The 26,398-nt window shown below is 57.3% G+C and carries 35 protein-coding genes, 1 other RNA gene and 1 riboswitch; of the genes, 32 read left to right on the forward strand and 4 right to left on the reverse strand.

The annotated features are described in order from the left end of the window. The first annotated feature begins 32 nt into the window (after positions 1-32). The 23 genes from rplX (at position 33) to ACUM6F_RS03305 (ending at position 11,933) form a co-directional block, all read left to right on the forward strand. A complete protein-coding gene (gene rplX / locus ACUM6F_RS03195) occupies positions 33-359 on the forward strand; it encodes a 50S ribosomal protein L24 (RefSeq protein ID WP_425620127.1) in 327 nt (108 codons plus the stop codon). Positions 360-410: 51 nt separating this feature from the next. Further along, a complete protein-coding gene (rplE, locus tag ACUM6F_RS03200; protein ID WP_425620126.1) occupies positions 411-953 on the forward strand; it encodes a 50S ribosomal protein L5 in 543 nt (180 codons plus the stop codon). Between the two features lie 13 nt (positions 954-966). Further along, complete coding sequence (locus tag ACUM6F_RS03205) at positions 967-1,152, forward strand: type Z 30S ribosomal protein S14 (protein ID WP_425620125.1); 186 nt, start codon at positions 967-969, stop codon at positions 1,150-1,152. Between the two features lie 13 nt (positions 1,153-1,165). Next, positions 1,166-1,561, forward strand: coding sequence for a 30S ribosomal protein S8 (gene rpsH, locus ACUM6F_RS03210; protein ID WP_425620124.1), 396 nt, complete (start codon positions 1,166-1,168; stop codon positions 1,559-1,561). A 21-nt stretch (positions 1,562-1,582) separates the two neighbouring features. Further along, entirely contained in the window at positions 1,583-2,125 is a 543-nt protein-coding gene (rplF, locus tag ACUM6F_RS03215; protein ID WP_425620123.1) for a 50S ribosomal protein L6, read from the forward strand. 17 nt (positions 2,126-2,142) lie between these two features. After that, positions 2,143-2,508 (forward strand): 50S ribosomal protein L18, encoded by a 366-nt coding sequence (gene rplR / locus ACUM6F_RS03220; protein WP_425620122.1) that lies wholly within the window; start codon positions 2,143-2,145, stop codon positions 2,506-2,508. Between the two features lie 18 nt (positions 2,509-2,526). Further along, entirely contained in the window at positions 2,527-3,033 is a 507-nt protein-coding gene (gene rpsE, locus ACUM6F_RS03225; protein ID WP_425620121.1) for a 30S ribosomal protein S5, read from the forward strand. 3 nt (positions 3,034-3,036) lie between these two features. After that, complete coding sequence (gene rpmD / locus ACUM6F_RS03230; protein ID WP_425620120.1) at positions 3,037-3,219, forward strand: 50S ribosomal protein L30; 183 nt, start codon at positions 3,037-3,039, stop codon at positions 3,217-3,219. A 16-nt stretch (positions 3,220-3,235) separates the two neighbouring features. Next, positions 3,236-3,676 carry a 50S ribosomal protein L15 gene (gene rplO, locus ACUM6F_RS03235; protein WP_425620119.1) on the forward strand — a complete coding sequence of 147 codons (441 nt, stop codon included), beginning with the start codon at positions 3,236-3,238 and terminating at the stop codon, positions 3,674-3,676. Further along, complete coding sequence (secY, locus tag ACUM6F_RS03240) at positions 3,677-4,954, forward strand: preprotein translocase subunit SecY (RefSeq protein ID WP_425620118.1); 1,278 nt, start codon at positions 3,677-3,679, stop codon at positions 4,952-4,954. A 14-nt stretch (positions 4,955-4,968) separates the two neighbouring features. Next, positions 4,969-5,715 (forward strand): type I methionyl aminopeptidase, encoded by a 747-nt coding sequence (gene map, locus ACUM6F_RS03245; RefSeq protein ID WP_445348352.1) that lies wholly within the window; start codon positions 4,969-4,971, stop codon positions 5,713-5,715. Positions 5,716-5,729: 14 nt separating this feature from the next. Beyond that, positions 5,730-6,017 (forward strand): KOW domain-containing RNA-binding protein, encoded by a 288-nt coding sequence (locus ACUM6F_RS03250; protein ID WP_425620116.1) that lies wholly within the window; start codon positions 5,730-5,732, stop codon positions 6,015-6,017. After that, positions 6,011-6,229 (forward strand): translation initiation factor IF-1, encoded by a 219-nt coding sequence (gene infA, locus ACUM6F_RS03255; RefSeq protein WP_425622162.1) that lies wholly within the window; start codon positions 6,011-6,013, stop codon positions 6,227-6,229. Before ACUM6F_RS03250 ends, infA begins: the two co-directional genes overlap by 7 nt. A 19-nt stretch (positions 6,230-6,248) precedes the next feature. Continuing rightward, positions 6,249-6,362, forward strand: a complete 114-nt coding sequence (gene rpmJ, locus ACUM6F_RS03260) for a 50S ribosomal protein L36 (protein WP_425620115.1) — start codon at positions 6,249-6,251, stop codon at positions 6,360-6,362. A 14-nt stretch (positions 6,363-6,376) separates the two neighbouring features. Beyond that, positions 6,377-6,748, forward strand: a complete 372-nt coding sequence (gene rpsM / locus ACUM6F_RS03265; RefSeq protein WP_425620114.1) for a 30S ribosomal protein S13 — start codon at positions 6,377-6,379, stop codon at positions 6,746-6,748. A gap of 12 nt (positions 6,749-6,760) precedes the next feature. Further along, a complete protein-coding gene (gene rpsK / locus ACUM6F_RS03270; protein WP_425620113.1) occupies positions 6,761-7,147 on the forward strand; it encodes a 30S ribosomal protein S11 in 387 nt (128 codons plus the stop codon). Positions 7,148-7,158: 11 nt separating this feature from the next. Beyond that, positions 7,159-7,788 (forward strand): 30S ribosomal protein S4, encoded by a 630-nt coding sequence (gene rpsD, locus ACUM6F_RS03275; protein WP_425620112.1) that lies wholly within the window; start codon positions 7,159-7,161, stop codon positions 7,786-7,788. 30 nt (positions 7,789-7,818) lie between these two features. Continuing rightward, positions 7,819-8,766, forward strand: coding sequence for a DNA-directed RNA polymerase subunit alpha (locus ACUM6F_RS03280; RefSeq protein WP_425620111.1), 948 nt, complete (start codon positions 7,819-7,821; stop codon positions 8,764-8,766). Positions 8,767-8,779: 13 nt separating this feature from the next. After that, entirely contained in the window at positions 8,780-9,118 is a 339-nt protein-coding gene (gene rplQ, locus ACUM6F_RS03285) for a 50S ribosomal protein L17 (protein ID WP_425620110.1), read from the forward strand. Positions 9,119-9,236: 118 nt separating this feature from the next. Continuing rightward, complete coding sequence (gene truA / locus ACUM6F_RS03290) at positions 9,237-9,980, forward strand: tRNA pseudouridine(38-40) synthase TruA (protein WP_445348353.1); 744 nt, start codon at positions 9,237-9,239, stop codon at positions 9,978-9,980. Positions 9,981-10,169: 189 nt separating this feature from the next. After that, a complete protein-coding gene (smpB, locus tag ACUM6F_RS03295) occupies positions 10,170-10,622 on the forward strand; it encodes an SsrA-binding protein SmpB (protein WP_425620108.1) in 453 nt (150 codons plus the stop codon). A gap of 4 nt (positions 10,623-10,626) precedes the next feature. Continuing rightward, positions 10,627-10,981: a transfer-messenger RNA gene (gene ssrA, locus ACUM6F_RS03300) on the forward strand. Between the two features lie 94 nt (positions 10,982-11,075). After that, a complete protein-coding gene (locus ACUM6F_RS03305) occupies positions 11,076-11,933 on the forward strand; it encodes a DUF6920 family protein (RefSeq protein ID WP_445348354.1) in 858 nt (285 codons plus the stop codon). Between the two features lie 103 nt (positions 11,934-12,036). Here the strand turns inward: ACUM6F_RS03305 and ACUM6F_RS03310 are convergent, their stop codons facing one another. Beyond that, complete coding sequence (locus tag ACUM6F_RS03310) at positions 12,037-13,332, reverse strand: glutamate-5-semialdehyde dehydrogenase (protein ID WP_445348355.1); 1,296 nt, start codon at positions 13,330-13,332, stop codon at positions 12,037-12,039. Between the two features lie 332 nt (positions 13,333-13,664). On the opposite strand from ACUM6F_RS03310, the gene ACUM6F_RS03315 reads away from it, so the two are divergent. From ACUM6F_RS03315 to ACUM6F_RS03335, 5 genes are all read left to right on the forward strand, one after another. Continuing rightward, complete coding sequence (locus tag ACUM6F_RS03315; protein WP_445348356.1) at positions 13,665-13,910, forward strand: hypothetical protein; 246 nt, start codon at positions 13,665-13,667, stop codon at positions 13,908-13,910. Between the two features lie 477 nt (positions 13,911-14,387). Then, positions 14,388-14,477: riboswitch (glycine riboswitch) on the forward strand. A 148-nt stretch (positions 14,478-14,625) separates the two neighbouring features. Further along, entirely contained in the window at positions 14,626-15,285 is a 660-nt protein-coding gene (sdaAB, locus tag ACUM6F_RS03320) for an L-serine ammonia-lyase, iron-sulfur-dependent subunit beta (RefSeq protein ID WP_445348357.1), read from the forward strand. Between the two features lie 15 nt (positions 15,286-15,300). Continuing rightward, positions 15,301-16,188 carry an L-serine ammonia-lyase, iron-sulfur-dependent, subunit alpha gene (sdaAA, locus tag ACUM6F_RS03325; RefSeq protein ID WP_445348358.1) on the forward strand — a complete coding sequence of 296 codons (888 nt, stop codon included), beginning with the start codon at positions 15,301-15,303 and terminating at the stop codon, positions 16,186-16,188. Between the two features lie 27 nt (positions 16,189-16,215). Then, positions 16,216-17,100 (forward strand): DUF4846 domain-containing protein, encoded by an 885-nt coding sequence (locus ACUM6F_RS03330; RefSeq protein WP_445348359.1) that lies wholly within the window; start codon positions 16,216-16,218, stop codon positions 17,098-17,100. Between the two features lie 378 nt (positions 17,101-17,478). Beyond that, the gene (locus ACUM6F_RS03335) at positions 17,479-18,843 is read left to right on the forward strand and encodes a tryptophanase (protein ID WP_445348434.1); all 1,365 of its coding nucleotides are present in this window, start codon (positions 17,479-17,481) and stop codon (positions 18,841-18,843) included. Here ACUM6F_RS03335 and ACUM6F_RS03340 read toward each other — a convergent pair. After that, positions 18,840-20,222, reverse strand: coding sequence for a sigma-54 interaction domain-containing protein (locus ACUM6F_RS03340; RefSeq protein WP_445348360.1), 1,383 nt, complete (start codon positions 20,220-20,222; stop codon positions 18,840-18,842). The genes ACUM6F_RS03335 and ACUM6F_RS03340 overlap by 4 nt on opposite strands. A gap of 558 nt (positions 20,223-20,780) precedes the next feature. Here ACUM6F_RS03340 and ACUM6F_RS03345 point away from each other — a divergent pair. Next, the gene (locus ACUM6F_RS03345) at positions 20,781-21,941 is read left to right on the forward strand and encodes a LysM peptidoglycan-binding domain-containing protein (protein WP_445348361.1); all 1,161 of its coding nucleotides are present in this window, start codon (positions 20,781-20,783) and stop codon (positions 21,939-21,941) included. 20 nt (positions 21,942-21,961) lie between these two features. Here ACUM6F_RS03345 and ACUM6F_RS03350 read toward each other — a convergent pair whose 3' ends face one another. Next, positions 21,962-23,173, reverse strand: a complete 1,212-nt coding sequence (locus ACUM6F_RS03350; RefSeq protein WP_425620102.1) for a DegT/DnrJ/EryC1/StrS family aminotransferase — start codon at positions 23,171-23,173, stop codon at positions 21,962-21,964. Between the two features lie 145 nt (positions 23,174-23,318). Between ACUM6F_RS03350 and ACUM6F_RS03355 the strand changes: the two genes are divergently transcribed. The 3 genes from ACUM6F_RS03355 (at position 23,319) to ACUM6F_RS03365 (ending at position 25,257) form a co-directional block, all read left to right on the forward strand. Beyond that, positions 23,319-23,507: an H-type small acid-soluble spore protein gene (locus ACUM6F_RS03355; protein ID WP_425620101.1), complete on the forward strand. Its 189-nt coding sequence runs from the start codon at positions 23,319-23,321 to the stop codon at positions 23,505-23,507. A 264-nt stretch (positions 23,508-23,771) separates the two neighbouring features. Then, positions 23,772-24,395, forward strand: coding sequence for a LysM peptidoglycan-binding domain-containing protein (locus ACUM6F_RS03360; protein WP_445348362.1), 624 nt, complete (start codon positions 23,772-23,774; stop codon positions 24,393-24,395). Between the two features lie 238 nt (positions 24,396-24,633). Then, on the forward strand, positions 24,634-25,257 hold the full coding sequence (locus tag ACUM6F_RS03365; RefSeq protein WP_445348363.1) for a LysM peptidoglycan-binding domain-containing protein: 624 nt from the start codon (positions 24,634-24,636) through the stop codon (positions 25,255-25,257). Between the two features lie 316 nt (positions 25,258-25,573). Here ACUM6F_RS03365 and ACUM6F_RS03370 read toward each other — a convergent pair whose 3' ends face one another. After that, positions 25,574-26,275 (reverse strand): B3/B4 domain-containing protein, encoded by a 702-nt coding sequence (locus ACUM6F_RS03370; RefSeq protein ID WP_445348364.1) that lies wholly within the window; start codon positions 26,273-26,275, stop codon positions 25,574-25,576. Positions 26,276-26,398: the final 123 nt, after the last annotated feature.

Consider the following 26,398-nt stretch of genomic DNA (forward strand, 5'->3'; position numbering starts at 1 on the left):
CCGCAGCGCGGTTGGTAAGGGAGGTTAACAGGATGGGAGACAACAAGATCCACGTTCGCAAGGGCGACACCGTGCTGGTCATTACCGGTAAGGACGCCGGCAAACGGGGCAAGGTGGTTTCCGTTGAGCCTAAGAGACAGCGTGTTGTTGTTGAAGGGGTCAACATCGTCAAGCGGCACACCAGACCGACCAGGAGCGTGCCACAGGGGGGAATCAAGGAAAAGGAAGCCCCTGTCCACGTTTCCAACGTGATGCTCCTGTGCTCCAAGTGCCATCGGCCTACCCGCGCGGCCAGGCGTGTGCTGGAAGATGGCACGAAAGTCCGTGTGTGCAAGCACTGCGGGGAAGTCCAGGGTTAACCCGGACGTTGCGCCCGCTGCACGAGCAGGTCTGGAAAGGGGGCTTGGATAGTGGCAAGGCTAAAGCAGAAGTACCTGGAAGAAGTCGTGCCGGCCATGAAGGAAAAGTTCGGCTACCGCAACGTAATGCAGGTGCCGAAGCTGGAAAAGGTCGTGATCAATATCGGTCTTGGGGAAGCCATCCAGAACGCCAAGGCCATTGACGCCGCGATAAATGATCTCAAGACCATTACCGGGCAGCGCCCCGTCGTCACCAAGGCCAAGAAGTCGGTAGCCGCCTTCAAGGTCCGTGAGGGGATGCAGATCGGGGTCAAGGTCACCTTGCGCGGCAGCCGGATGTACGACTTCGTCGACAAGCTGTTCAACGTGGCGCTGCCGCGCGTGAGGGACTTCCGGGGCATTCCGTCCAGGGCCTTCGACGGTCGCGGGAACTACACCCTCGGCATCAAGGAACAGCTGATCTTTCCCGAAATCGAGTACGACAAGGTCGACAAGGTCCGTGGCATGGATATCACACTCGTGACCACGGCCAAGACCGACGAAGAAGCGCGTGAACTATTACGGCTGATGGGAGCACCCTTTCAACCCCATTAAAGGAGGGTAGAACGTGGCCAAAAAATCTCTGATCGCCAAGCAAAAGCGGACTCCGAAGTTCCGTGTTCGCGAATATCACCGCTGTAAACTCTGCGGCAGGCCCCGTGCCTATATGCGTAAGTTTGGCATCTGCCGCATCTGCTTCCGCGAGCTTTCCTACAAGGGGCAGATTCCGGGGATCCGTAAGGCCAGCTGGTAAGGAGGTAGCGACAATGTTGACGGATCCGATTGCGGATTTTCTGACGCGCATCCGGAATGCCAACACCGTCTACCATGAAACCTGTGAGATTCCCGCGTCCGGTATTAAGAAGGCCATCGCTGGCATCTTGAAGGAAGAGGGCTTCATCAAGGATTACGAAGTGGTTGACGACGGCAAGCAAGGTATTGTCCGGATTTACCTGAAATACGGCCCGAACCGGGAAAGAGTGATTACCGGCTTGAAGCGCATCTCCAAGCCCGGTTTGCGGGTCTATGCCAAGAAGGACGACGTCCCGAAGGTGCTGGGAGGACTGGGCATCGCCATCCTGTCCACGTCGAAGGGCATTGTTACCGATAAGGACGCCCGGAAGCTGGGCGTTGGTGGGGAAGTAATCTGCTACGTCTGGTAGTTGCCGGGAGGTGAAATTGGCGTGTCGCGTATAGGCAAAAAACCTATCAACATTCCTCAAGGGGTCAGTGTGGAGATCAGCGGCAACACCGTTCGGGTCAAGGGCCCCAAGGGGGAGCTGACAAGGGAATTTCCACCGCGTATGCAAATCGCGCTGGTCGACGGCCAGCTGGTGGTCAACCGGCCCAGCGATGAGGATGAAGACCGTGCGCAGCATGGGCTGACGCGGGCCCTGCTGGCGGGGATGGTCGAGGGAGCGGCCAACGGCTTTTCGAAGACGCTCGAACTGGTCGGTGTCGGCTACCGCGCCCAGAAACAGGGCCAGAACGTCGTAATCAGTATCGGCTACTCCCACCCGGTTGAGTTTGCTCCGCCGCCGGGGATTGAACTCGAAGTTCCGGCCCCGACGAAGATAGTCGTTAAAGGCGCCGACAGGGAACAGGTCGGCATGGTCGCCGCCAACATCCGCAAGATTCGCGCGCCCGAACCGTACAAGGGCAAGGGCATCAAGTACGAAGGCGAGCGTATCCGCCGTAAGGCCGGCAAGGCTGGCGCTAAACGGTAAGTAGAGGAGGGCAGGTCTTGCTTAAGAAGATTAACCGCCATGCAACGCGCAACAAACGGCGCATCCGCGTGCGGAAGAAGATCTTTGGAACGGCTGAACGGCCGCGCTTGAATGTCTTTCGCAGCCTGAACCATATCTATGCCCAGATCATCGACGACGAGCGCGGGGTAACGCTCTGCGCGGCCTCCAGTCTTTCTCCGGAGCTTAAAGGCAAGGTTTCCGGGGGCAACGTGGAGGGCGCCCGTGCGGTAGGCGAGCTTATCGCCCGCGCGGCGCAGGAAAAGGGCATCAAGCAAGTGGTCTTTGACCGTGCGGGATATCTGTATCACGGCCGTGTCAAGGCCCTCGCCGAAGGCGCCAGGGCCGGTGGACTGGAATTCTAAGGAGAAGGGGGGAATGACGTGTCTAGAATAGATGCTTCAAAACTGGAACTTACGGAAAAAGTCGTCTTTATTAATCGCTGTGCCAAGGTTGTCAAGGGCGGCCGCCGCTTCAGTTTTTCGGCGCTGGTCGTCGTGGGCGACGGCCAGGGAATCGTGGGCGCCGGCCTGGGTAAAGCCGGTGAAGTTCCGGAGGCAATCAGAAAAGGAATCGAAGACGCTAAGAAGAACCTTATCAGGGTGCCCATGGTAGGAACTACTATTCCCCACGAAGTGGTAGGCGTTTTCGGGGCGGGCAAGCTCTTGCTGCGCCCGGCGGCACCCGGTACCGGCGTTATCGCCGGCGGGCCTGTGCGCGCCGTCCTGGAGCTGGCCGGCATCCGCGACATTCTGACTAAGTCTTTGGGCTCAAATAACGCCAACAACATGGTCCGGGCCACCCTTGAGGCCATTAAGCTCCTTAAGACGAAAGATAACGTGGGCCGCCTGCGCGGCAAGGAAATTACGCAAATCAGGCTGGGGGGCTAGAAGATGGCGAACTGTAAGATCACACTTGTCAGAAGCGTCATTGGTTCCAACGAAGAGCAGCGCGCCACCGTGCGCGCCCTGGGCCTGAAAAAGCTGCGTCAGTCGGTTATTAAGGAAGATACACCGCAGATCAGGGGCATGATCAGAAAGGTCAGCCACCTGGTTAAAGTTGAAGAACTTGCGTAAGGGAGGTGTGGGCGAGTTGGATCTATCTAAACTTAGACCGGCAGCAGGTGCCCGCCGATTGCCCAAACGCAAGGGTCAAGGCATTGCTGCAGGCCAGGGCAAGACGGCCGGCCGCGGCCATAAGGGCCAAAAAGCCCGTTCGGGCGGGGGCGTCCGCCGGGGGTTTGAAGGCGGCCAGACTGCGATTTTCCGGCGCCTGCCCAAGCGCGGTTTCCATAACATCTTTAAGAAGATCTACTTCACTGTCAACTGTGGGGACTTAAACCGTTTCGAAAACGGAGCCGTCGTTACCCCTGAAACCCTGGTCGAGGCGGGGCTGATCAAGGGCAAGGGTGACGGGGTCAAGATTCTTGGCGACGGGGAACTGGCCAAGGCGCTTACCGTTCAGGCGCACGCCTTTTCGAAGGCTGCGGTCGAGAAGATTACCGCCGCCGGCGGCAAAGCCGAGGTGATTTAAGTGGCTGTCGGAACACAGTTCCTGGGAAGCCTGCAGCAGGCGCTCAAAGTCTCGGAGCTTCGCACGAAGCTGTTGTTTACCGTGGCGATGCTGCTGGTTTTTCGTATCGGCGCGCATATCCCCGTACCCGGTGTGAATCCGGACGCCATCGAGAAGCTGATCGCGAGCGGGGCGCTGTTCGGGTTCTTCGACGTGATTTCGGGCGGCGCCTTTAAGAACTTCGCCATCTTTGCCATGGGCATCATCCCGTATATCAACGCCTCGATTATCATGCAGCTTCTGACCGTGGTCATCCCCAAGCTGGAACGCCTGTCCAAGGAAGGGGAAGAGGGGCGTAAAAAGATTGTGCAGTATACCCGCTACGGGACGGCGATCCTGGCCTTCTTGCAGGGGCTCGGCATGTCCGTGGCTCTTAAGGGTTCGCTGGTGAACCCCGGGATCCTGTCGTACCTTTTTGTCGCTACCATCCTGACTGCGGGCACCGTCTTCCTGATGTGGCTCGGGGAACAGATCACCGAGCATGGCATCGGGAACGGCATCTCTCTGCTGATCTTCGCCGGTATCGTTTCACGCGTGCCGGCGGGCGCGGTGCGCATTTTCCAGTACCTTGATGCCGGGACGATCAACGTCTTGAGCATCATCGCCCTGATTATCATTGCCGTGCTGATCATCGGTGCCGTCGTCGCCGTTCAGGAAGGCCAGCGCCGGATCCCGGTCCAATACGCCAAGCGGGTTGTGGGGCGCAGGGTCTACGGCGGGCAGACGACGCACCTGCCGCTTAAGGTCAACCAGGCCGGTGTTATCCCGGTCATCTTTGCGTCGTCGATCCTTATTTTCCCACAGCAGATCGCCGGGTACTTCCAGGGTAACGCTTTCGCCGACGCTTTCCTCCGCTATTTCGCCTGGGGGAGCTTCCTGCACACGACGTTTTACGCTCTGCTGATCATCGGCTTTACCTACTTTTACACGGCTGTGATCATGAACCCGGTCGACGTCGCCGACAACATCAAGAAGTACGGCGGGTTCATTCCCGGCCTGCGGCCCGGGCGCCCGACCGCCGAGTACATCAGCAAGGTGATGGCGCGGATCACTCTCGCCGGCGCTATCTTCCTGGCGCTGATCGCTATCTTGCCGAATTTCGTGCTGTTGGCGACCAAGATTCCGAACATCTACTTCGGCGGCACCGCCCTGCTGATCGTGGTCGGTGTGGCCCTCGATACGATGAAACAGGTTGAGGCGCATCTCCTGATGCGCAGCTATCAAGGTTTCATTAAATAAAAACGGCAGGAGAAATGATCACCAAGAAATCCACCCGCGAGCTTAGCTACATGCGTGACGCAGGACGAGTTGTTGCGGGGACGTTGCGGGAGATAGAGAAAGCGATAAGTTCGGGGGTGACGACCAAGGAATTGGACGACATCGCCGAGGACTTTATCACCAGGCAGGGCGCGCGTCCGGCTTTCAAAGGCCTTTACGGTTTCCCTGCCAGCATCTGCGCCTCTGTCAATGAGGAGGTTGTTCACGGGATCCCCGGTTTAAGGCCCCTGCGGAATGGAGATATTATCAGTATTGACGTGGGGGCGGAAATAAATGGTTACTTTGGTGACGCAGCGGCAACTTTTCCTGTGGGTACCGTAACGCAGGAGGCCCTTGATCTGATGAGAGTAACCGAGCAGGCGCTTTATGCCGGTATCGCGCAGGCGCGGGCAGGCAACCGCCTCACCGACATTTCGCATGCCGTTCAGACCCTGGTTGAGAAGCACGGTTTTGCGGTTGTACGGGATTATGTCGGGCATGGGATCGGAAGCAAGTGCCACGAGGAGCCCCAGATACCCAACTTCGGGCCGCCTGGAAGGGGTCCGAGGCTGGAAGCGGGAATGACCCTGGCCATTGAGCCGATGGTCAACGCGGGGACATACGAGGTTACGACGCTGTCAGACAAGTGGACCGTGGTTACGAAAGACGGCAAACTCTCGGCACATTTTGAGCACACAATCGCGATCACCGATAGCGAGGCCGAAATCCTCACACGCTTGTAACGGAGGTTATATCCGTGGAAGTCAGGAAGTTGCGTGCCGGCCAGGTGGTCAGGTCGGTGGCCGGCAGGGACGAAGGGCAGTTTTACATCGTCCTGGCGACTGTCGGCGACAATACGGTGTTGCTCACTGACGGTTTGCGCCGCAAGGTCGACCGTCCCAAGAGAAAGAACGTTAAGCATATAAAGATAGTGTCACACGCCGATGAGGAAATTAAAGCAAAGCTGGCTGAAGGTCTCAAGGTTACAGATGCTGATGTGCGGAAAATACTCCGGGGTTTCGTGGAGAAGGAGGGATGCTGGTGAAGCAGGACGTTATTGAGGTTGAGGGAAAGGTTATTGAACCCCTGCCCAATGCAATGTTCCGCGTGGAGCTTCCTAACGGCCATAAGGTGTTGGCGCATGTTTCGGGCAAGATCCGCATGAACTTTATTCGTATTCTGCCGGGTGACCGGGTAACGGTGGAGCTGTCCCCGTATGATCTCACCCGCGGCAGAATTGTGTACCGCTATAAGTAGCCACAAGGGGGCGTATCAGGTGAAAGTCAAGCCTTCGGTAAAGGTTATCTGTGAAAAATGTAAGATAATTCGCCGCAAGGGGCGGGTTATGGTTATTTGTGAAAATCCTAAACACAAGCAGCGCCAAGGATAGGAGGGTGAAGTTGTTTGGCACGTATTGCTGGGGTCGACCTGCCCAAGGATAAGCGGGTTGAGGTTGCTTTAACCTATATTTACGGCGTCGGGCTGTCTACGTCGCAAAAGATTTTGGCTCAGACGGGCGTCAATCCCGACACGCGGGTGCGCGAGCTGACCGAGGACGAGGTTACCAGACTGAGGGAAGTCATCGAAAAGACGCTGAAAGTCGAGGGCGACCTGCGCCGCGAAGTGGCCCTGAACATTAAGAGACTCATTGAAATCGGCTCGTATCGCGGTCTTCGCCACCGTCGCGGCCTCCCTGTGAGGGGCCAGCGGACCCGGACCAACGCCAGAACGCGCAAGGGTCCCAAGAAGACCGTCGGCGTGCGCAGGAAGAAGTAAGGAGGTTGCTAGATGGCGCGTCGCGTAAGAACCAAGAAGAAGGAAAGAAAACACGTCGAGCAAGGTGTGGCGCATATCAAGTCCACCTTTAACAACACGGTGGTTTCGATCACCGACGTAAGGGGTAACGTAATCTCCTGGTGCAGCGCCGGACAGGTCGGTTTTAAGGGTTCCCGCAAGAGCACGCCGTTCGCTGCGCAGCTGGCGGCTGAAAAGGCGGCCCGCGAAGCGATGGAGCACGGCATGAAAGAGGTCGCGGTGGTTGTCAAGGGACCCGGCGCAGGCCGCGAGGCGGCGATCCGGTCGCTGCAGGCCGCCGGGCTCGAGGTCAGCTTGATCAAAGACGTTACACCCATTCCACACAACGGCTGCCGGCCGCCGAAGCGCCGGCGCGTTTAGGAGGTTCATTTATGGCACGATACACCGAAGCAAGATGCCGGCTTTGCCGTCGCGAAGGCACAAAGCTTTATTTGAAGGGCGACCGCTGTTACGGTCCCCGCTGCACCATCGACCGCCGGCCGACGCCCCCGGGGGCGAAAGCGCACGGGCGCAGGGCCAAGGCTACGGAGTACGGTATCCAGTTGCGCGAAAAACAAAAAGTCCGCCGCATTTACGGCATCCTGGAGACGCAGTTCCGCAACTACTTCGCCAAGGCTGAGCGCCAGCCCGGGATCACCGGCGACAACCTGCTCCGCCTGTTGGAACGCCGGCTGGATAACGTCGTCTACCGTCTGAACCTTGCCGGTTCGCGTTTCGAGGCCCGGCAGATGGTACGGCACGGTCATTTCCTGGTGAACGGGCGGAAGGTTGACATCCCTTCGTACCTTGTCAAGGCGAACGACGTCATCGCCGTCCGTGAAAGAAGCAAGTCTTCACCCCGGATTCAGGAGCTCTTGGAACGGGCTGCTGAGAATACGCCACCGGCATGGCTGGAATACGATGCGGCTAAAGCCCAGGGCCGGGTAGTAGCCTTACCGACCAGGGAGCAGATTGACATTCCGGTTAAGGAATCGCTGATTGTCGAGCTGTACTCCAGGTAGGCGGCTACCTTCCGATTGAGGGGGTTCGCGATGTTAGAGATTGAAAAACCGAAAATTGAGTGCGTGAAGATGGATCCCGAGGCCGGCTACGGGAAATTCGTGGTCGAGCCCTTAGAGCGTGGATTCGGTATCACCCTGGGGAATTCGCTGCGCCGGGTGTTGCTGGCGTCCTTGCCCGGAGCGGCCGTTACGGCGGTGAAGATCGACGGCGTGCTGCACGAATTTTCCACCATTCCGGGGGTTCGGGAGGACGTAACGGAGATTATCCTCAACCTGAAGAACCTACGCCTTAAATCATATGCCGACGAGGAAAGAACGATTCGCGTCGAAGCCGAAGGGCCCAGGGAGATCAAGGCCGGTGACATCATCACCGACCCTGATATCGAGATTTTGAACCCGGACCTGCACATCGCCACGCTTGCCGAGGACGTCAGGCTGTATATGGAACTGACGGTCGACAAGGGGCGGGGCTACGTCCCCGCCGAGAAAAACAAGCGCGGCGCGCACGTTATCGGCGTCATCCCTATTGATTCGATCTTCTCGCCTATCCGCAAGGTCAACTATTATGTTGACAAGACGAGAGTCGGGCAGGAGACGACCTTCGACAAGCTTACGCTCGAGGTGTGGACCGACAAGAGCATCCGTCCCGACGAGGCCGTCAGCCTGGCGGCGCGCATCCTTATGGAGCACTTGAAGCTGTTCGTGGGGCTCACTGAATCCGTCGGCAACGTCGAGATTATGGTCGAGAAGGAAGAGGAAAAGAAGAACAAGCTGCTCGAGATGCCGATTGAGGAACTCGACCTTTCTGTCCGTTCTTACAACTGCCTGAAGCGTGCAGGCATCAACACCGTTGAAGAATTGACGCAGAAGAACGAAGAAGAAATGATGAAGGTCAGGAACCTGGGCAAGAAGTCGCTCGAGGAAGTCGTGCGCAAACTTGCCGAACTCGGCCTCTCGCTGCGCAAGGACGAGGACTAAGGAGGGAACGGAATTGGGTTACCGGAAGTTGGGTCTCCCAACAGACCATAGAATGGCCGTGCTGCGCAATCTGGTCACATCCCTCTTGCGGGAAGAGCGGATAATGACCACGGAGGGGCGGGCCAAGGAAGCCCGCAGTCTTGCCGAAAAAATGATCTCGCTTGGCAAGCAGGGAGATCTCGCCGCCCGTCGCCAGGCCCTGAGCTTCCTGTATGACGAAGAGGTAGTCAAAAAACTGTTTAGCACTATCGCGCCCAAGTACGAGGGGCGCACGGGCGGTTACACCCGCATTATAAAGGCCGGCTACCGGCGGGGCGACGCTGCGCAGATGGTGATCCTGGAACTGGTGTAATTCCCGCTGTTAGCTGTCGGCTGTTAGACTGTTAAGGAAGTTTCACGATGGGGATTCCCCGGCGGGAATCCCATCTGACGGTAAAACGCCGGGCAATAAGAGAGAAGTAACGCTGCGAATGCGCAACATTAAACTGGTGCTCGCTTATGACGGTACCGCCTACTGTGGTTTCCAGGTCCAGCGGGGGAGCGGGCTGCCTACCATCCAGGAAACGCTGGAAAAGTGTCTCGCCTCCCTGGCCCATACGGAGACCCAGGTTACGGCGGCGGGGAGGACCGACGCCGGGGTGCACGCCAGGGGCCAGGTTGTCAACTTCCATACCGGGACCTGGAACATTCCGACGGAGCGGATTGTTCCCGCCCTCAACAGCGTCCTGCCGCCGGATATCGCGGCCGTAAGCGCACAAGAGGTGCCGTTTGATTTCCATGCCAGGTACAGCGCCGTGTCCAAGACGTACTCCTATACGATTGACAACGGCCCTGTGCCTTCGCCTTTTTGGCGGTTCTACAGCTACTACGTGAGGCACCCGCTCGACGAGGGGCGGATGAAGGCTGCTACTGCTTTTCTGCTCGGGGAGCACGACTTCAGCTCCTTCCAGGCCGCCGGCAGGCCGGTAAAGTCGGCTGTCCGCACGATCTATAGGGCTGAAGTCACTCGCGACGGGCGCCTGGTCCGCCTGGAGATCGAGGGCAACGGCTTCCTGTACCAGATGGTACGCATCATTGCCGGTACCCTGATCCGGGTGGGTTTGGGCAGGTGGCCGCCGGAGAGAGTCGGCGACATCCTGGCCGCCCGGTCCAGGGCCGCGGCCGGACCGACCGCCCCGCCGCAAGGTCTGTGTTTGGAATATGTGAAATACTAGTATTTAGCATATTCCGATTTTTATTTCGGGTTTTCCAACGGTCAAACAGCTAAAAACCGATAGCGGTCAATCTGGTGCGGTATCATTCCAGTTTATGGTACCGCTATCTTGACAGAGTTAACATAACACCGTATCATGAGATGTGCGGCAGTATCGGCGGGAGGCGATGCGGAACGGAGTGATGCGGTAATGGCCGATAAGGTGGTCTGCGAAAACCGTAAAGCACGGCACGACTACTTTATCCTCGAAACCCACGAGGCCGGGATGGTGCTCACGGGCACCGAGGTCAAGTCACTCCGCGCCGGCAAGGGCAACCTGAAAGATAGCTTTGCCCGCGTCGAAAACGCCGAGCTGTGGCTGCACAACATGCACATCAGTCCCTACGAGCAGGGCAACCGCTTCAACCACGAGCCCAAGAGGCCGCGCAAGCTCCTGATGCACAAGGGAGAGATTATGCGGCTTCTGGGCAAGACGCGGGAAAAGGGCCTTGCTCTCGTGCCCTTGAAGGTCTACTTCAAGAACGGCAGGGCCAAAGTTGCACTCGCGCTGGTCAAGGGCAAAAAGCTTTACGACAAGCGCGAGGACATCGCCAAGCGGGAAGCCCAGAGGGAAATCGAGAGGGCGACCCGCGGGAAATACTAAAACCGGGGGCGACGTGGTTTCGACGGGGGAATTGATGGCAGGAGGAGCGAGCCGGGGTTGCTGCCAGCCCGAAAAACGGTGGCAAAGGCATAACTGCCGACAAGAACGAACTCGCCCTGGCTGCGTAAGTCAGCCAGCATCCTGCCGGCCTAAGCCTGCGTGGCCGGATCAGGGTGTCACATTAGCGGGCTAGCCCGGCGACCAATTCTCGGAGGTTTTCGGGGACACTCATCGAGATAGCTCCAACGGAGCCTGGCTGTGGGCGCCTGCGGAGCGAAACCTAAAGCACAGCCTGCGCTCGGAGAGCCTCTTGTGGTCATTCTTTCGGACGGTGGGTTCAACTCCCCCCGCCTCCACCAGAGAATGCAAACCGTGGTCCATATGAGGCGGCCACGGTTTTTTTGTATTTAGCACTGTACACTGACTGAGTATCAGCGGGATGTTTGCATAGGTATGAAGCTAACGATAGTCGCGGTGATCCTCATTGCGCTTGCCGCAGGTGTTGCCGGTGCCGTCATCTACGGTGTATCACGGTGGCAGGCAAAGAACGATGACTTCCGAGCAAAGCTGGAGACTGCACGGATATCCATCACGCCGACAACATACGACGCGCGAGAAATCGAAGGCCTGCCGTTGCCGGTGCAGCGGTACTTCCGCGCCGTGTTGCAGGATGGACAGCCGATTGTCGCTGTGGTGCGCTTGTCACAGCAAGGGCAGTTCCGAATAAGCGAGGCCGAGGACAGCTGGCGTCCATTTGAGGCGACCCAGATGATCACCACGTGCCCGCCAGGCTTCGACTGGGACGCACGCGTGAAAATGGCTCCCGGCGTGAAGGTGTTTGTCCAGGACGCCTACGGGGCGGGAACAGGGATCCTGCACGCAGCAGTGCTTGGCCTCGTCACCGTCGCGGCCATGCGCGGCACACCTGAGATGGCGCAGGGGGAACTGATGCGCTACCTCGCCGAGGGGCCTTGGTATCCAACGGCGCTGTTGCCCAGTCAGGGCGTGCGCTGGGAAGCAATCGACGATTCAAGCGCGCGCGCGACCCTCACAGATGGGGATGTCAGCGTGTCGATCGAGTTTTGCTTTGACGAGGAGGGGCTGATCACGACTGCGCGGTCTCAGTCTCGCTACCGCGCTGTCGATGGCGTCCTCCAACCAACGCCCTGGCAAGGTCGGTTTAGTGCCTACGCCAATCGCGCCGGTATGCGAATTCCCTTGGAGGGTGAGGTTGAGTGGCAATTACCGGACGGTCCCTTGCCGTATTGGCGCGGGCGCATCACGGAAATCGACTATCAATGGGCGCAATAGTCTCTGCTCCGAAAGGGACAGTAACAAAATAGGCCCGGCTCACACAGAGTTGTACCCGGGAAGGTCGTCGCATCTGTTCGACTAACATGCAGCATTCCACTTGTTATAGTGGAAATTCCCTGTTCATTTTTCTGTGCTTGAAGCTCCTTGAACGTTTGGCGTAGTCCTCGACAATGTGACCGTTTCCAATGAGCTTATACTTGTAGATAACCAGTCCCTCGAGGCCTACCGGACCCCTGGCATGAATCTTGCCCGTGCTTATCCCCACCTCGGCCCCGAATCCGTAGCGGAAGCCGTCACTAAAGCGTGTGGAACAGTTCCAGAAAACATTGCCCGAATCAACGTAGTCCATGAACCGCGCGGCTTTTTCCTTATCCCTGGTAATGATGCTGTCCGTGTGGCCGGAACCGTACGTATTGATGTGGTCAATGGCTTCGTCAAGCCCCGCAACCACTTTTACGGAAAGCTTGTAGTCAAGGTATTCGGTTTTCCAGTCGTCTTCCGAAGCCGGAGTCGCCGAAATGACCGCGCACGTTTTCGGACAGCCGATCAGCTCCACCTCTTTGCTCTCCAGCGCGTTCTTCAACGCAGGCAAAAAGTCTGCGGCTATCTTTTCATGCACCAGCAGGGTCTCCACCGCGTTACACACGGCCACGTACTGTGTTTTTGAATCCACGGCAATCTTTACCGCCATGTCAATGTCCGCATCTTCATCCACATAGCAGTGGCATATACCGTCCGCGTGGCCCATAACCGGAATTCTTGAGTGGTCCATGATATATCTGACGAAATCATTGGACCCTCTGGGAATGATGAGATCGATGTACTGGTCCATTTTGAGCATTTCGTTGACGTCTGAGCGTGTCTCCAGCAGCGCAAGCCAGTTGGCGGGAATGCCGGCTTCTTCCGTTGCCTTGACAATGACTTCAGCCAGGACGCGGTTGGTCTCCCTGGCTTCGGAGCCGCCTTTAAGCAGTACGCTGTTCCCGCTCTTCAGACAAAGGGTTGCAATCTGCACCAGGGCATCGGGCCTGGACTCAAAAATCACGCCGATTACACCTATCGGACAGGTCACCTTGTACAATTCCAGACCGTCGTCCAGTTCAGTGGAAAGCAGTGTTTTCCCTACAGGGTCGTCCAGGTCAATAAGGCTATGGATCCCGTCAACTACATCCTGGATCTTTGCCTCGTCGAATCTTAGCCTTTTTAATAGCGGGGCGGGGAGGTCTTCTTTTTTACTTCTCAATAAGTCTTCCCTGTTAGCTTTTATGATTTCTTCCTTGTTATGTTTTAGTGACTCAGCGATCTGAGCCAGGGCTCTATTCTTCAGTTCCGTTCCGGCTCCGGCCAGCTTTATGGAAGCTTCCTTCACCCGGCGCGCCAATTCATTCATGCTCATACCAATGCCCCCTTTCAAAATATCTTACTCTTCATGTCCTGCGTCTGGCTACCCGGTCCAGATTCTCTTGATCTCAACTTTAACAGCCAATGCTCTCACGGCTCCGCAGAGCTTTTGAGAATCAAGGATCGTTCCGGGATAGCCAGGTAGGCCACTCCAAGGACCACCGTCCGGAACGGGTGCAGATCATCGTCGGTACCTGGGAATCCATTGTGTAAAATTCTTGAGTCCATTATAATTTACGCTATTACCGCATACCACCGCAACTCCGTTTGATGCTGTCCGTAAGAATCCGGAACGGGTGTCCGAATGCACTTGAATGCGCAGGCTCGATGGCCGGGCGGGTCAAAAGTAGGTGGGCGTTGACGCCGTTTTGGTTTTCCGGAAGGAGGAAACAATGGCAACAGGTAAAGATTTACGGTTACGGTCTGAAAAGCAATCTGGCCAAAAATCGAGAGGTGCTTTCGGATGCCATCCGAGATGCTCTAAAAGAAGCATTCGGATTGCCGCCGGAGAAACGCTTTCAGCGTTTTATTGGCCTGGTTCCGCCCGGGTGGGCATTGCGCCGCAAGATCTAGAGATCACCATTTTTGAAACGCCGCAGGGCAATTGGGGTATTCGGGGCAAGCCGGGAGATGAGCTGGCCCTCAACTACAAGGTCCAAGTATAGGCAACCTGACGATTGCTTATGCCGATAAGAGGTGCCAGTCACTTCACTATAGCTTCCGACATTCTTCACAATAGTATATGCTACCGCCCGCGTGCAGGCTCTCCTGATTGTTGTCTCAGGAACGGCACAGGGCTTATACGCGGTGTTCTTGCTGAATACAATGAGGTGATGACGGGGAGGAAACGATACCTGGCTGTAACGTTAGACGGTGATGGGCTCGGTCCAGCGCCACTCTCTAGTATCATAAGTTTGACTGTGAGGCTTGTTTCCGGATGGGCCGGTGAAGTAGAAACCGAATAGTGATAACAAGAATGCATGCAGGGCACGGCCCTTTACACCAGACACCCGGTATGGTATTTTTTGTTAAACGGAGAATTTCATAGGTCAGAGGGTATCGGGAGAGACCCGTTCGTAAAGCGGGCGCCGAAGGAGCAAAGAGGCGGAAACTCTCAGGCAAAAGGACCGACCCTCTCGAACTCTGGAGAGTCCGTGAACTTGTCACGGCACCGACGGGGCAAACCGGCTCAGTCCGGGAATCTCTCAGGTTGGAGGACAGAGGCCTGAATGGGGCTCTGTTTTTTGTTTTCCGCGACCTTGACAAGTCTCAACGGGGAGGCGAGCGCATGAACGTCTTTGACATTGTCGGGCCGGTGATGGTCGGACCGTCGAGTTCCCATACGGCCGGAGCCGTCCGCATCGGCCGGATGGCCCGGAGGCTGCTGGGCGAGGAGCCGGCTGAGGTATACATTCAGTTTCACGGTTCTTTTGCGCGCACCTACCGAGGACACGGCACCGACAGGGCCGTCATCGCCGGTTTGCTCGGCTTCGAGCCCGACGACACCCGAATAAGGGAGAGCCTTTTGCTCGCGGAGCAAAGAGGGTGGAAGGTGACCGTCGAGACTGCTGCCTTGAGGGATGCCCATCCCAATACGGCGGTGATCCGGCTGCTGGGACGTTCGGGCCGGGCTGTAACCGTAACGGGTTCCTCCATGGGCGGCGGAAACATTCTTATCAGGCAAATCGACGATTTGAAAGTCGAGATTTCAGGCGAATACCATACGCTGGTCGTTCCGCACCGGGACACGCCCGGAGTGGTGGCGGCCGTCACCGGTGTGCTCGCCGCAAAGCGGGTTAACATCGCCCGTATGAACGTATACCGCCGCTGTCGCGGATGTGAAGCGCTGATGGTGATCGAGCTTGATCAGGATGCGGGACGGGCAGCCGTAGATGAGATCGGCCGGCTTGCGGGGGTGCTGGCCGTAACGGCGCTTGAGCCCATTTGAGGAGGCGCGGACAACGTGTTGCTGCATTATGATTCGGTTGAAGAACTGGTGACGGCGGCGGAACGCGCCGGAAAGAACATCTCCGACGTGGTCCTGCGGGATCAGGCGGAACAGATGGAGAAACCGGAAGCCCAACTCTGCGTACGAATGGCCGCCAACCTGAGGGTGATGAAAGAGGCGGTCGCAAACGGCCTGGCGGCAGGCCTCAGGTCCGAAAGCGGCCTCTCCGGCGGGAATGCGTTTAGGATGAAGGAAGCCATCGAGGCCGGAGAAACAGTTGGCGGCGCCACACTGGACGGGGCTGTGATGAGGGCCCTGGCCGTGGCTGAGGTCAACGCCTGCATGGGAAGAATCGTGGCCGCTCCGACGGCCGGTTCCTGCGGGATTATTCCGGGTGTTCTGCTGACGGTGATGGAGGAAAAGGCCGTCCCGGAAGAGAAGGCGGTCATGAGCCTCTTTACTTCCGCCGCCATCGGCATGGTCATTGCCAGACGGGCCTATATCTCTGGAGCCGAGGCGGGTTGCCAGGCCGAATGCGGCAGCGCCTCGGCAATGGCCGCGGCGGCGGTCGTGGAGATGTGCGGCGGTTCTCCCCGCATGGCCGCCCATGCCTGCGCTATCGCTCTGAAAAACGTCCTGGGTCTGGTCTGCGACCCGGTGGCGGGTCTGGTGGAAGTCCCCTGCGTCAAGCGTAACGCGATGGGTGCGGCAAACGCTCTGACTGCCGCCACTATGGCCATGGCAGGGATTGAAAGTGTCATTCCTGTTGACGAGGTGATTTCAGCCATGAAAGCGGTGGGTGATTGCATGGCCAGGTCTCTCAAAGAAACGGCGGAAGGCGGGCTGGCAACCACACCGACTGGACGCAGTCTGGCAGAAAGGATATTTGGGCAGGATTTATGAGATAGCAGGAGAGACAGCAGGAATGGAGTGCTGAACGTGAGAAAACTGCTGGCGGTAATGGTGGCATGCCTCCTTTTACTCCCGGCATCCTGTGCCCGGGATACGCGAACGACAGTTCAAGACCATAAAGGTTCACTGGAACAGCAGAAATCTGCGTCCGTGATCATAAACCCCAATGGAAGGACCATCCGGGAGAGAATCAATCATCCCGAAGGGTTTTCGAGGGTTGAAGCGGCGGAGGGGTCTTTCGGACACTATTTGCGAAGCCTTCCCTTGAAGCCTCACGGTTCACCTGTAACGCATTACGACGGGTCGATCAAGACAAGGGATGTTCACGAGGTGGTCGTTGATATCGACATTGGCCAAAGAGACCTGCAGCAGTGCGCCGACGCGGTTATCAGATTACGGGCCGAATTCCTTTACCGGAAAGGGATGTACGATAAAATACATTTTAACTTCACCAATGGGTTCAAAGCAGACTATGCCACCTGGATGCAGGGGAACAGGATTGTGGTGGAAGGGAACACGGCCCGCTGGGTCAAAACAACGGGATATGCCAACGATTACGAGAGTTTTAGAAGATACCTCGACATGGTCTTCGCTTACGCGGGAACTCTTTCCTTGTCAGGAGAAATGAAAAAGGTGCCCCTGGATGATATGCAGATCGGGGATGTGTTCTTGAAGGGCGAGGATCCCGGTCATTGTGTAATCGTGGTTGATATGGCGGAGAACAGGACTACGGGGGAGAGGCTCTTCATCATCGCGCAAAGCTATATGCCGGCCCAGGACATCCATATCTTGAAGAATCCTCATGCGGAAATCAGTCCGTGGTATTCGTTGAGCTTTGGGGAAACACTGAACACTCCCGAATGGACTTTTAAGAAAGACCAATTGGTGAGATTCCAGGACTGAAGCGCCGGCCGGGGACCGGCCAGGCATCCAAGAATCCGGGGGCCTAACCCCTGCCGTAAGCCCTTGCATTGCAGCAAGGGCTTACGTACGTATCTCAAATGTCTGTAAAGTCCTTGGCGGTTTTTCGGATCCCTGGATAGGGCGATCCAGGGTGCAATTAGATACACAGCAATGTTGCAAATAGAAACATCTGTCCGGGACATGCCCGCCGAAGCCTTCCTACGGCCAACAGCAGTATGTCGCTTTGTCCGCAGGGGAGAGACTGCAATCGGAAGGGTTCAGGCGCTGGTAAACAGATGGCTGTTTCGGTGGCACGGGTTTTGCTATGCTTCCTTGGGTAACGGGATTTGTTTGAAGGGAGCGTGGTCAAGCGTGGTCATGCCGGAACCTTACAAGATTAAAATGGTGGAGCCCATCAGGCTGATACCCCCGGACGAAAGACGGCGAAAGCTTTTCGATGCTCATTACAACCTGTTCGCCCTCAGGGCGGAGGACGTGTTTATTGACCTTCTTACCGACAGCGGCACCGGCGCCATGAGCGACTGCCAGTGGGCGGGTATTATGTGCGGGGATGAGGCCTACGCCGGCAGCCGCAGTTACTACAATCTTGAAAGCGTCTGCCGTGAGATATTCGGCCACCGATACATGGTGCCGGTTCACCAGGGGCGTGGGGCCGAAAACGTACTGTTTTCGCTGCTGATCAAGCCTGGACAGATGGTGGTGGGCAACATGCATTTTGACACCACCAAGGCCCATATAGAACTGAAGGGCGGACTTCCCGTCAATTGCGTGGTCCGGGATGCTTACAACACATCGGTTAGTGGACTTTTTAAGGGCAATGTGGATATTGACCGTTTGGAGAGGCTGATCACGGAGAACGGGCCGGAAAAGATCGCTTTCATCCTGATTACGGTCACGTGCAACAGCGTCGGCGGGCAGCCGGTGTCGATGGCGAACATCCGTGAGGTCCGCAGAGTGGCCGAAAAGTACAATCTGCGGCTGTTTCTGGATGCGGCGAGGTTTGCCGAAAACGCTTATTTCATCAAGAACAGGGAGGAAGGTTACGGGGACAAAAGCATAACGGAAATCGTCCGGGAGATGTTTTCCCTGGCGGACGGCTTCACCATGAGCGCCAAAAAGGACGGGCTCGTCAACATCGGCGGGCTCATAGGTATCAAAGAGGACCGGGAACTGTATAATCAGGTCCGCGCGGCCATGGTTCCGATCGAGGGCTTTCCCACTTACGGAGGGCTTGCGGGCCGTGATATGGAGGCCCTGGCCCGTGGATTGCGGGAAGTGGTGGACGAATCCTACCTGCGGGCCAGGATCGGCCAGGTGGAGTACCTGGGTGGCAGACTCCTGTCGGCGGGCATACCGATCCAGCAGCCGGTGGGGGGCCATGCCGTGTTTGTGGATGCCGGAAAGTTTCTGCCGCACATCCCCTATGATCAGTTCCCGGGCCAGGCCCTGGCCATAGAACTGTACCTGGAGGCAGGGGTCAGAGCGGTGGAAATAGGTTCCTTCCTGCTGGGGCGCGACCTGGTCAGCGGGACCCAGCTTAAATCGCCCTTGGAGCTTTTAAGGCTGACCATTCCCAGGAGGGTATATACCAACAATCACATGGATTACGTGGCCGAGGCGCTGGCCAATATTCGACAGCGCCGTGACGGGATCCGCGGGGTAAGGATAACCGAGGAGCCTAAGGTGCTGAGGCACTTCACCGCCAAGCTCGAGCTTGTTTAGGTTTTTTCAAATCTCGACCCCTGCTCCATGCCGTACCTGCGGAGCTTGCGGTACAGCGTGGTGCGAGAGATCTTCAGAACTGAACACGCTTCCTGCCTGGTGGCGTACTTGTCTATTGCCCGGGACAGCACGGCCCGTTCCACGTCATCAAGGCTGGGGAAATCGTCAAAACGCAGGCACAGACCGGCGCCCGGCTGCGACGCCGCTTTCTTGGTGACAAAGGCGGGCAGGTCCTCCACGTCTATAAAGCCATTCTCGGCCATAATCATGGCCTGCTCCAGGATGTTTTCCAGTTCCCGCACATTGCCGGGGAAATGGTAGTGGCGCAGCGCTTCCAATGCTTCACCGGTTAGGGACGGCACACTTTTATTGAGCCGGCGGGCGATGCAGGCCAGCAGCACTTCCGCCAGCGCCGTCAGGTCCTCCATCCTCCTGCGCAGGGGCGGCAGGTGCAGGTTAATCACCGACAGACGGTAGAACAAATCCGCGCGGAACGATTTTTCGGCGATGGCTTTTTCCAGGTCGCGGTTGGTGGCCGCGATAATCCGCACGTCGACTTTTTTCCACTGGGTACCGCCCACACGAATGATCTCCCTGTCCTGAAGGACGCGTAAAAGCTTGGCCTGAAGGGACGGAGCGGTCTCGGCGATCTCGTCCAGGAAAATCGTTCCGCCGTCTGCCAGCTCGAAAAACCCCTTGCGCCCTCCCCTTCGGGCACCGGTGAAAGCTCCCTCGTCATAGCCGAAAAGCTCACTTTCCAGCAGGTGTTCGGGGATGGCGGCGCTGTTCACCGCTATAAAGGGCTTGGCCGACCGGTGGCTTCGGGAGTGAATGAACCTGGCCAGCACCTCCTTGCCGGTACCGCTTTCGCCGCTGATCAGCACCGTCGAGTCCACCCCTGCGGATTTAACGGCCAGTTGATAAACCTTTTGCATTTCGGGATTTTTCCCCACGAAGGGGGTGTCGGGGTAGTCCTGCCGCCCGCTCAGCTTCCTGGAAAGGTGCTCGATGGTGTTCACGGCCTCGGCCAGCGATCCGGCCAGGTTCACCATTTCGGTAAGGTCCTGGAAAACGGATATGGCTCCGATAATCTTTCCTTCGCCTAGGATGGGCATGATATTTGAAACCACCGTCTTGTCCCCCACAGTGGTTTGAATGCCGGTCATTTCCCGGCCGCTACGCAGAACGTCCAAAAGCGCGCTTCCCGGAACCACGTCGGTCACAAGCCGGCCTACCGCCTGCCGCGCCGTTATCCCGGTGATCCTCTCGTTCGCCTTGTTGACGAACACCACCCGGGCGTTCCGATCGATGATCACCATTCCGTTGTATATTGAGTCGAAAATAGTGCGCGCTCGTTCCACGAGATCCATCAAATCCATGTGCCGGCCTCCCGTTTCAGAACGTTCAACCGCATTGTACCACAGTGGTTCAAAATGAAACACCCCTCTGTCAGGGCTATACTTATGGTTTTATGGAGTCCGGAAGGGTTAAGTAAAAGAGGATTCGTATGTTCAACGCGGAAAGACATGCTTAGGTAACGGAGCGGAGAGGGAGATGGGGATGCTGACCGGCCTGCATTTACTGCTGACTTACAAGTGTACCTTTGAGTGCGACCATTGTTTCACCGCTACAGCCAAGGAAAAGCACCAGGGAGACGAGGATAGCGAACAGTAGAGCCTGCTTCATAAGCTCTCCTTTAACCACCGATTAGTAATGGCATTTAAAGCATAAGCCCGCAGGACCTTTCCTTGTGACGCAGCTTCTTTCCCGACGCGAATCGGTCACCCGGTTAATCCCCCGAACAGCCCAGTTGGTGACATTTACCACCAAATCTGGCAAGGAATATCCGGTCTGCCTGCCGAAGTTTGCCTAAACCTGTCAATACCGGGGTGTTCTGGCAAGTTAAGCAGACCTATGCAGCAGAAGGAGTGATGCCCTTGCCTCGCAGACTTTTGTGGCTGGCGGCCGTTGTTGCGGTGATAGGCTTTGTCGCGCTCTGCTTCACGCTTTTTGCTTCCTTCGTCCGAAGCGCCGCCGAAAGCTATGCTGCTTACAGGGCAGCTACGGGGGATCCTCTGTGGCTCGTAGCTTACAGGAGCTTGACACCCGGTGATTCAACTAACGATTCAAGACAGTCCGGCCAAACCTCTGACGGTCCGGCAGCGAACAGGCAAGACGCCGGTCGGGAGCCGGACGTTCCAGCGGGCGATGTCGGGACCGCCTACACCATCCGGGCGCAGAGAGGCGATAGCCCGTGGCCTTTGGCCCAGCGCGGGGAGTCACGCAACCAGGATGTGCGGGAAAGCGATTCCCTCTCGAGCGACTCACTGCCGGAGAGACAGGGGATACAGGCGACTGCTGAAGCAGACCCGCCTGCGGCGGAACAACCTGTCTCAACCCCCAAACCTGAGCCTAAACCTGCTCCTAGTCGTGTTTACACCCTGCCTCCGCCTCCCGGCCCCGGGCTGACGGCGGAGCGGGCCGCACAGCCGGTGAACCCGGAGGAACTGCCCGTCTACCGGGTGCAGCCCGGCGATACTCTCTGGGTCGTCGCGAAAAAGCTCGGCACCACGGCGCTTGCGCTTACGGAAACCAACCGCCTGCACAGCGATGTCTTGAGCCCCGGTCAGCCGCTGTACGTCCCGCCCGGGAAGACGGCGGTCGGTGTGCAAGGGCCTTACGGCACCAAAAAACAGGGCTGCGGCGAACTGCTGGCCTTGCCCTGGGCCCGGTGGGTCTTTAATATCGGCAGCGTGGCCATCGTCACCGATTTGCAAACCGGGAAGAAGTTCAAGGTCTACTGCATGGGCGGTGCCAACCATGCCGATTGCGAGCCGCTGACCGCCTCGGATACGGCGGTGATGTATGAGCTGTTCGGCCGCCGGTGGTCCTGGGCGACCCGGCCCGTCCTGCTTACCGTGGGCAGCCGTACCTTCGCGGCGTCGATCAACGGCCAGCCCCACGGCCCGGAAACCATTTTCGACAACAACTTTAAGGGCCAGTTCTGCCTGTATTTCTACAACAGCAGAAGCCATAACAAGAACGCCGTCAATCCCGACCACCAGGCCAACGTATTAAGGGCCGCCGGATGGCAGTGACCCGATGCGAGCCGGAACGGCTAGGCCGCTGCAAAATGGCTGATGACCTTGCGGATGGCGGCGACGACGTCGGCGGCGTCTTTTTCGGTCATTGCCGGGTATAACGGCAGGGAAAGGATCCGGGCGTAAACCTGTTCGGCCCTGGGAGCGGGTGACGGCTCGTAGAGTGTACAGTAGTTCGGGTTGCCCTGCCACTTATAGAAAGGCTGCATATGCAGCGGCTGGCAGGGGACGTCAACGCCGATGTTTTCGGCGCGCAGCGCCTCGTAAACGATCTTCCTGCCTCTCGGTATGACCTCGCGGTCGAGAAGAATGCAGTAAGAGCACCAGGCGGGACGGGCAAAAGGGGCCGGCTTTGGCAAATGAACACCGGGTAGGTCCGCCAGGGCTTTGTTGTAGTAGGCGGCGATCGCCCGGCGGCGGGCCAGGGTACGGTCGAGGTCGCGCAGCCGGTTTAAGGCGAGAGCGGCGTGGATGTCGGAAAGACGGTAGTCAAATCCCAGTTCCTGCACTTCGCCCTGCCAGGAACCCTCGTATTTGAGCATCCGCCGGGGGTCGTGTTCGATGCCCAGATTCCGAAACAGCGCCAGCCAGTCCCGGAACTCTTCGGAATCGGTCAGGACCACCGCGCCCCCGCCGGCGGGAGTCAGCGAGGAGTCGCCGAAGGACAGTACGCCCATATGCCCGAAGGTCCCGACCGGACGCCCCTCGTACAAGGCTCCGAGGGCCTGAGTGGCGTCTTCGATAACCGTCAGGGCACGCTCTTCGGCCAGGCTCAGGACAGGCTTCAGGTCACAGGGATGCCCGGCCAAATGCACGGGTATCACCGCTTTGCAGCCGGGGCCCAGCTTTTGAGCGAGGTCCGTTGCATCGAGGCCGAAAGTCCCGGGGTCAATGTCGCAAAAGACGCACTTCCCCCCAAGATATACCGCGCCGTGGGAGGTTGCTGGCGAAGCCAGGCTGGGGACGGCCGCTTCGTCGCCCTTGGCCAGGCCGGCGGCATAGAGGGCGGCGTGCATTGCCGCGGCGTGATTGGCGAGGGCTATGGCGAACCTTGCCCCCGTCATTTCCGCCACGGTTTCTTCAAGCTGCCGGACGAAAGCGCCCTCACGCCGGCAGCCGGCGGCCAAAACAGTACGAATGGCATCCAGGTCACTTTCTGCACAGTAAGGGCCGTAAGGGTCAAGGAAATCCGAACGAACAGGCGTACCGCCGTCAACAGCCAGGGTCATCGGGGCAGACCTCCTCAAGACATTGGCTTATTAGTTTCACTATTGGGCAAGAAAAACCTTTTTGACTGGGAATGTGCGCTTTCGCTTATCCTGGTCCTTGGTTTGGGGAAGCCTATGGGTAAGTACCGCAAAAGGAGTTGAGACGATGGATTTCGAGAGAGCACAGCAAATTGTGAACTCTGACAGGACGATCGAGGTGCTGTTGAACGGGACTCCGGTCTGGATCGAGGACCTGGACCCCGAGAACAGGAGGGCGATGGTAAAACCCCTTGATGGAACGGAGAAGGTTATAGACGTACCCGTTACCGAGCTCGTCGAGGGCCGTTTCATGTAAACAGCGAGCCTTGGCTCCGGCCTGTCCGGGGGTCTTAAGCGGCTGTCCCCATTGCATAACGAAGCTCACTTTTGCGAAACCGCGGCCGATCATTGGGTTTGTTCGAAAAGACCCGATCATTGGGCCGCGGTTTTTGTCGTCTAAGCCCGGCCCCGCCTTTAAGTTCCTCCCGGCCAAAAGGTCACGATATGATGGCGGAAAACAGATGCCTTAGGGGATGGTCGTGCATATGATGCTCGAAAGGGTCATTGGGAGGTGACGAACATGGATTACGTGGTGAGACCCGGAGAAACCCTTTCGGAAATATGCAAGCGCCATAATGTCAGCGAGGAGGATGTACTCAAGCTGAACAGGCACATCGAAGACCCCGGGGGCTTAAGGGCGGGGCAGGTGGTGACGCTGCCTCCGCCTACGGTCATCATCGAGGAGCCGCAAATCAAGCGCTTCATCCCGGTGGGGGCAAAGGTCGTCGTTGTCAAGGAGGTTAAAATCAGCGGCCGCTTCGTACCGGAACGGGTGATCGTCATTTTGATTAAGGATGGGCTCCGCGGCATCGTCGTTATCAAGTTCATTCCCGGGATCGGGTGGAGGATTGTCTTCCAACGTCTGAATATTAAGGTGCCCATAGAGATTTTGGAGGTCGGCAAGATTTTCGACGACGACCGGGAAATAGTCGTTTGCGGCTCATGTATGGGAGACAACCAGGGCCTTTGTTTCAATGTGCTTGGGTGGCACAATGACCAGGTTGTGGAATTCATTGACTGTTTTGATAAGCCCATACCTCGGGGCCGGGTCAGTATCCACGAAGGACGGCTGGTAGTCGGTTCGCCTGCCGAGGAAAGGCGGTACACCTGGGATGGAAACACGCTTGTAGAAACCATTCTCTGATGATTTATCCTTTTGCCGTAGGCTGGTCTCAAGTGCCGATGAGGGAGGGCCTTGTACCGGAAGTTCAAGGGTGCAAGGTCCTCGAACTTTTGCGGTCCGTTGGCTCTTGGTTCTGCACAACCGGACGGGATGCATTGAGGCGAAGGCGAAACAGGTTACGATGATTTCCATTAAATGGGTGCTTTTCGGCGCTCTCGTGCATATGATGCTTGAAAAAGGTTCTCTGGGAGGTGTTAATGTGGATCACGTTGTGAAGCCCGGCGAGACGCTTTCCGATATATGCAAACGTTACAACGTCAGTGTCGAGGAAGTTCTGCAATTGAACAGGCATATCGAAGATCCGGACAATTTAAGACAGGGTCAGGTAGTTACGTTGCCCCCGCCTACGGTTATCGTCGAGCCCGAGGTGCGCCGTTTCATACCCGCCGGAGCCCGGGTCGTTGTTGTCAGGCAGGTCAGGTTTACCCGTCGCTTTCCTCCTGAACGGGCAATCATTGTCCAACTCAGGGATGGGTTATTCGCCATCATCATAATTCGATTTATTCCCGGGGTCGGATTTCGGGTCGTCTTCCAGCGCTCTAACATCGTTCTGCCGATACAGATCTTGGAGTCCGGCACGTTGTTGGGTGACGACCGGGAACAAGTAGTTGTCGGCGCAACCACGGGTGTCGACTCGGCCCTTTCTTTCAGCGTCCTTGGAGCGCAGGACGACGATATCGTTGAATTGATCAGCCGGCTGGACGACCGGGTACCGCAGGGCAGGGTCAGTATCCACGAGGGCCGGCTGGAAGTCAGCTCGCCGACGCAGATAAGGCGGTTCACCTGGGACGGCAGCAAGTTTGTAGAGACCGCTATCCGGTGAGCCGCCCGGAACGAACCGTGGCTGTATACACTCGGCCACGGTTCTTGCCCGTCATAAGCAGCCTGTGGCGGGGGTACGGACGCCATGCCGGTTTCGGTACGACAATGCAGCGACATCCGATTCTCTTTGCGTAAATAGCTACGTCATCGAGGTGTTTGAGAGTGTTTTACGGAAGCCGGAAACAAGGACACGATAGTCGGCTTTTGTCAGGCAACCAATTAAACTTTAGTTAGAAGACAAGAGAAACTGCAGAGGCATTCTTGAGACGTGCAAGAGACGTGCAAGAAATGTCAACGCTTCCGTGCAAGTTGGATGATCAAAATTCAGCGACTCTGTTGTCGATGTCAAGATAGAACGTGTTGATCTCGCATTTGAAGAACCGCTGCAGGTAGCCCGCCAGTTCATCTCTGGCTGCCAGGACGGCCTCGCGGTTGCAGTCGGAGAACCCATCGATGGGAAAGAAGATGTTCCTGCTTTCACTGATAACCTTACCCCTGTCGCTCTGCCGCCAGATCCATCTCCTGGTTCGCACCTCCCGGCCGTCAATGTATACCAGTTCCCCCTCTTCCAGAATCTCCGGCTCGTTCTGGCCAAAAGGCAGGAAAACGTCTCCGGCGCTGCTGAAGCGCACATGCATGTCCCCATGGACGGTGTCCAGGTCGTGCGCCCCCATAGGCAGGGTATATTTTAAAGAGATAGCGTTGACCAGGTTCACGGCGGGGTTGATGTCGGGCAGGCTGCTGCCTTTCAGCACACGCGCGGTAAGCGCCTCTACCGAGCAGGGGAATTTGTTCGGGTTTAGGCCCAGCTTCTGAAAGGCTTCGCGGTAGCACAGCACGTCAGGGTGCTCTTTTAGTTTGGCATCCTTAAACTTATCTTTGACTGTCACGATGGATTGGTCCAGCAGCGCGTTGATTTCGGGACGGCGGCCGCGGTTGTCGACGCCTCTTGCCACGACCGCTCCGAAACACATTGTCGGAAGCGCTTCAAATACCTTTTCGCTGATGACGAATTTCAAATGGCGTACCTCCGGGGGTTAATTTCGGTATTGCTGTTATGTTTACTCTCTCTCATCAATGATTTCGCCGTTTTACTTTCGTATCCTCTTCAGGTTGCCCGAATAATCTTGAAGGCATCCTTA

The organism is Desulforudis sp. DRI-14, assembly GCF_052618305.1.

Bases quoted from the DNA above. Each gene is read 5' to 3' on its own strand.
- rplX (WP_425620127.1), top strand. From the start codon at position 33: ATGGGAGACAACAAGATCCACGTTCGCAAGGGCGACACCGTGCTGGTC.
- rpsH (WP_425620124.1), top strand. From the start codon at position 1,166: ATGTTGACGGATCCGATTGCGGATTTTCTGACGCGCATCCGGAATGCC.
- rpmD (WP_425620120.1), top strand. From the start codon at position 3,037: ATGGCGAACTGTAAGATCACACTTGTCAGAAGCGTCATTGGTTCCAAC.
- map (WP_445348352.1), top strand. From the start codon at position 4,969: ATGATCACCAAGAAATCCACCCGCGAGCTTAGCTACATGCGTGACGCA.
- rpsK (WP_425620113.1), top strand. From the start codon at position 6,761: ATGGCGCGTCGCGTAAGAACCAAGAAGAAGGAAAGAAAACACGTCGAG.
- rpsD (WP_425620112.1), top strand. From the start codon at position 7,159: ATGGCACGATACACCGAAGCAAGATGCCGGCTTTGCCGTCGCGAAGGC.
- ACUM6F_RS03280 (WP_425620111.1), top strand. From the start codon at position 7,819: ATGTTAGAGATTGAAAAACCGAAAATTGAGTGCGTGAAGATGGATCCC.
- truA (WP_445348353.1), top strand. From the start codon at position 9,237: ATGCGCAACATTAAACTGGTGCTCGCTTATGACGGTACCGCCTACTGT.
- smpB (WP_425620108.1), top strand. From the start codon at position 10,170: ATGGCCGATAAGGTGGTCTGCGAAAACCGTAAAGCACGGCACGACTAC.
- ACUM6F_RS03305 (WP_445348354.1), top strand. From the start codon at position 11,076: ATGAAGCTAACGATAGTCGCGGTGATCCTCATTGCGCTTGCCGCAGGT.
- ACUM6F_RS03310 (WP_445348355.1), bottom strand. From the start codon at position 13,332: ATGAGCATGAATGAATTGGCGCGCCGGGTGAAGGAAGCTTCCATAAAG.
- ACUM6F_RS03315 (WP_445348356.1), top strand. From the start codon at position 13,665: ATGGCCGGGCGGGTCAAAAGTAGGTGGGCGTTGACGCCGTTTTGGTTT.
- sdaAB (WP_445348357.1), top strand. From the start codon at position 14,626: ATGAACGTCTTTGACATTGTCGGGCCGGTGATGGTCGGACCGTCGAGT.
- ACUM6F_RS03335 (WP_445348434.1), top strand. From the start codon at position 17,479: ATGCCGGAACCTTACAAGATTAAAATGGTGGAGCCCATCAGGCTGATA.
- ACUM6F_RS03340 (WP_445348360.1), bottom strand. From the start codon at position 20,222: ATGGATTTGATGGATCTCGTGGAACGAGCGCGCACTATTTTCGACTCA.
- ACUM6F_RS03350 (WP_425620102.1), bottom strand. From the start codon at position 23,173: ATGACCCTGGCTGTTGACGGCGGTACGCCTGTTCGTTCGGATTTCCTT.
- ACUM6F_RS03355 (WP_425620101.1), top strand. From the start codon at position 23,319: ATGGATTTCGAGAGAGCACAGCAAATTGTGAACTCTGACAGGACGATC.
- ACUM6F_RS03360 (WP_445348362.1), top strand. From the start codon at position 23,772: ATGGATTACGTGGTGAGACCCGGAGAAACCCTTTCGGAAATATGCAAG.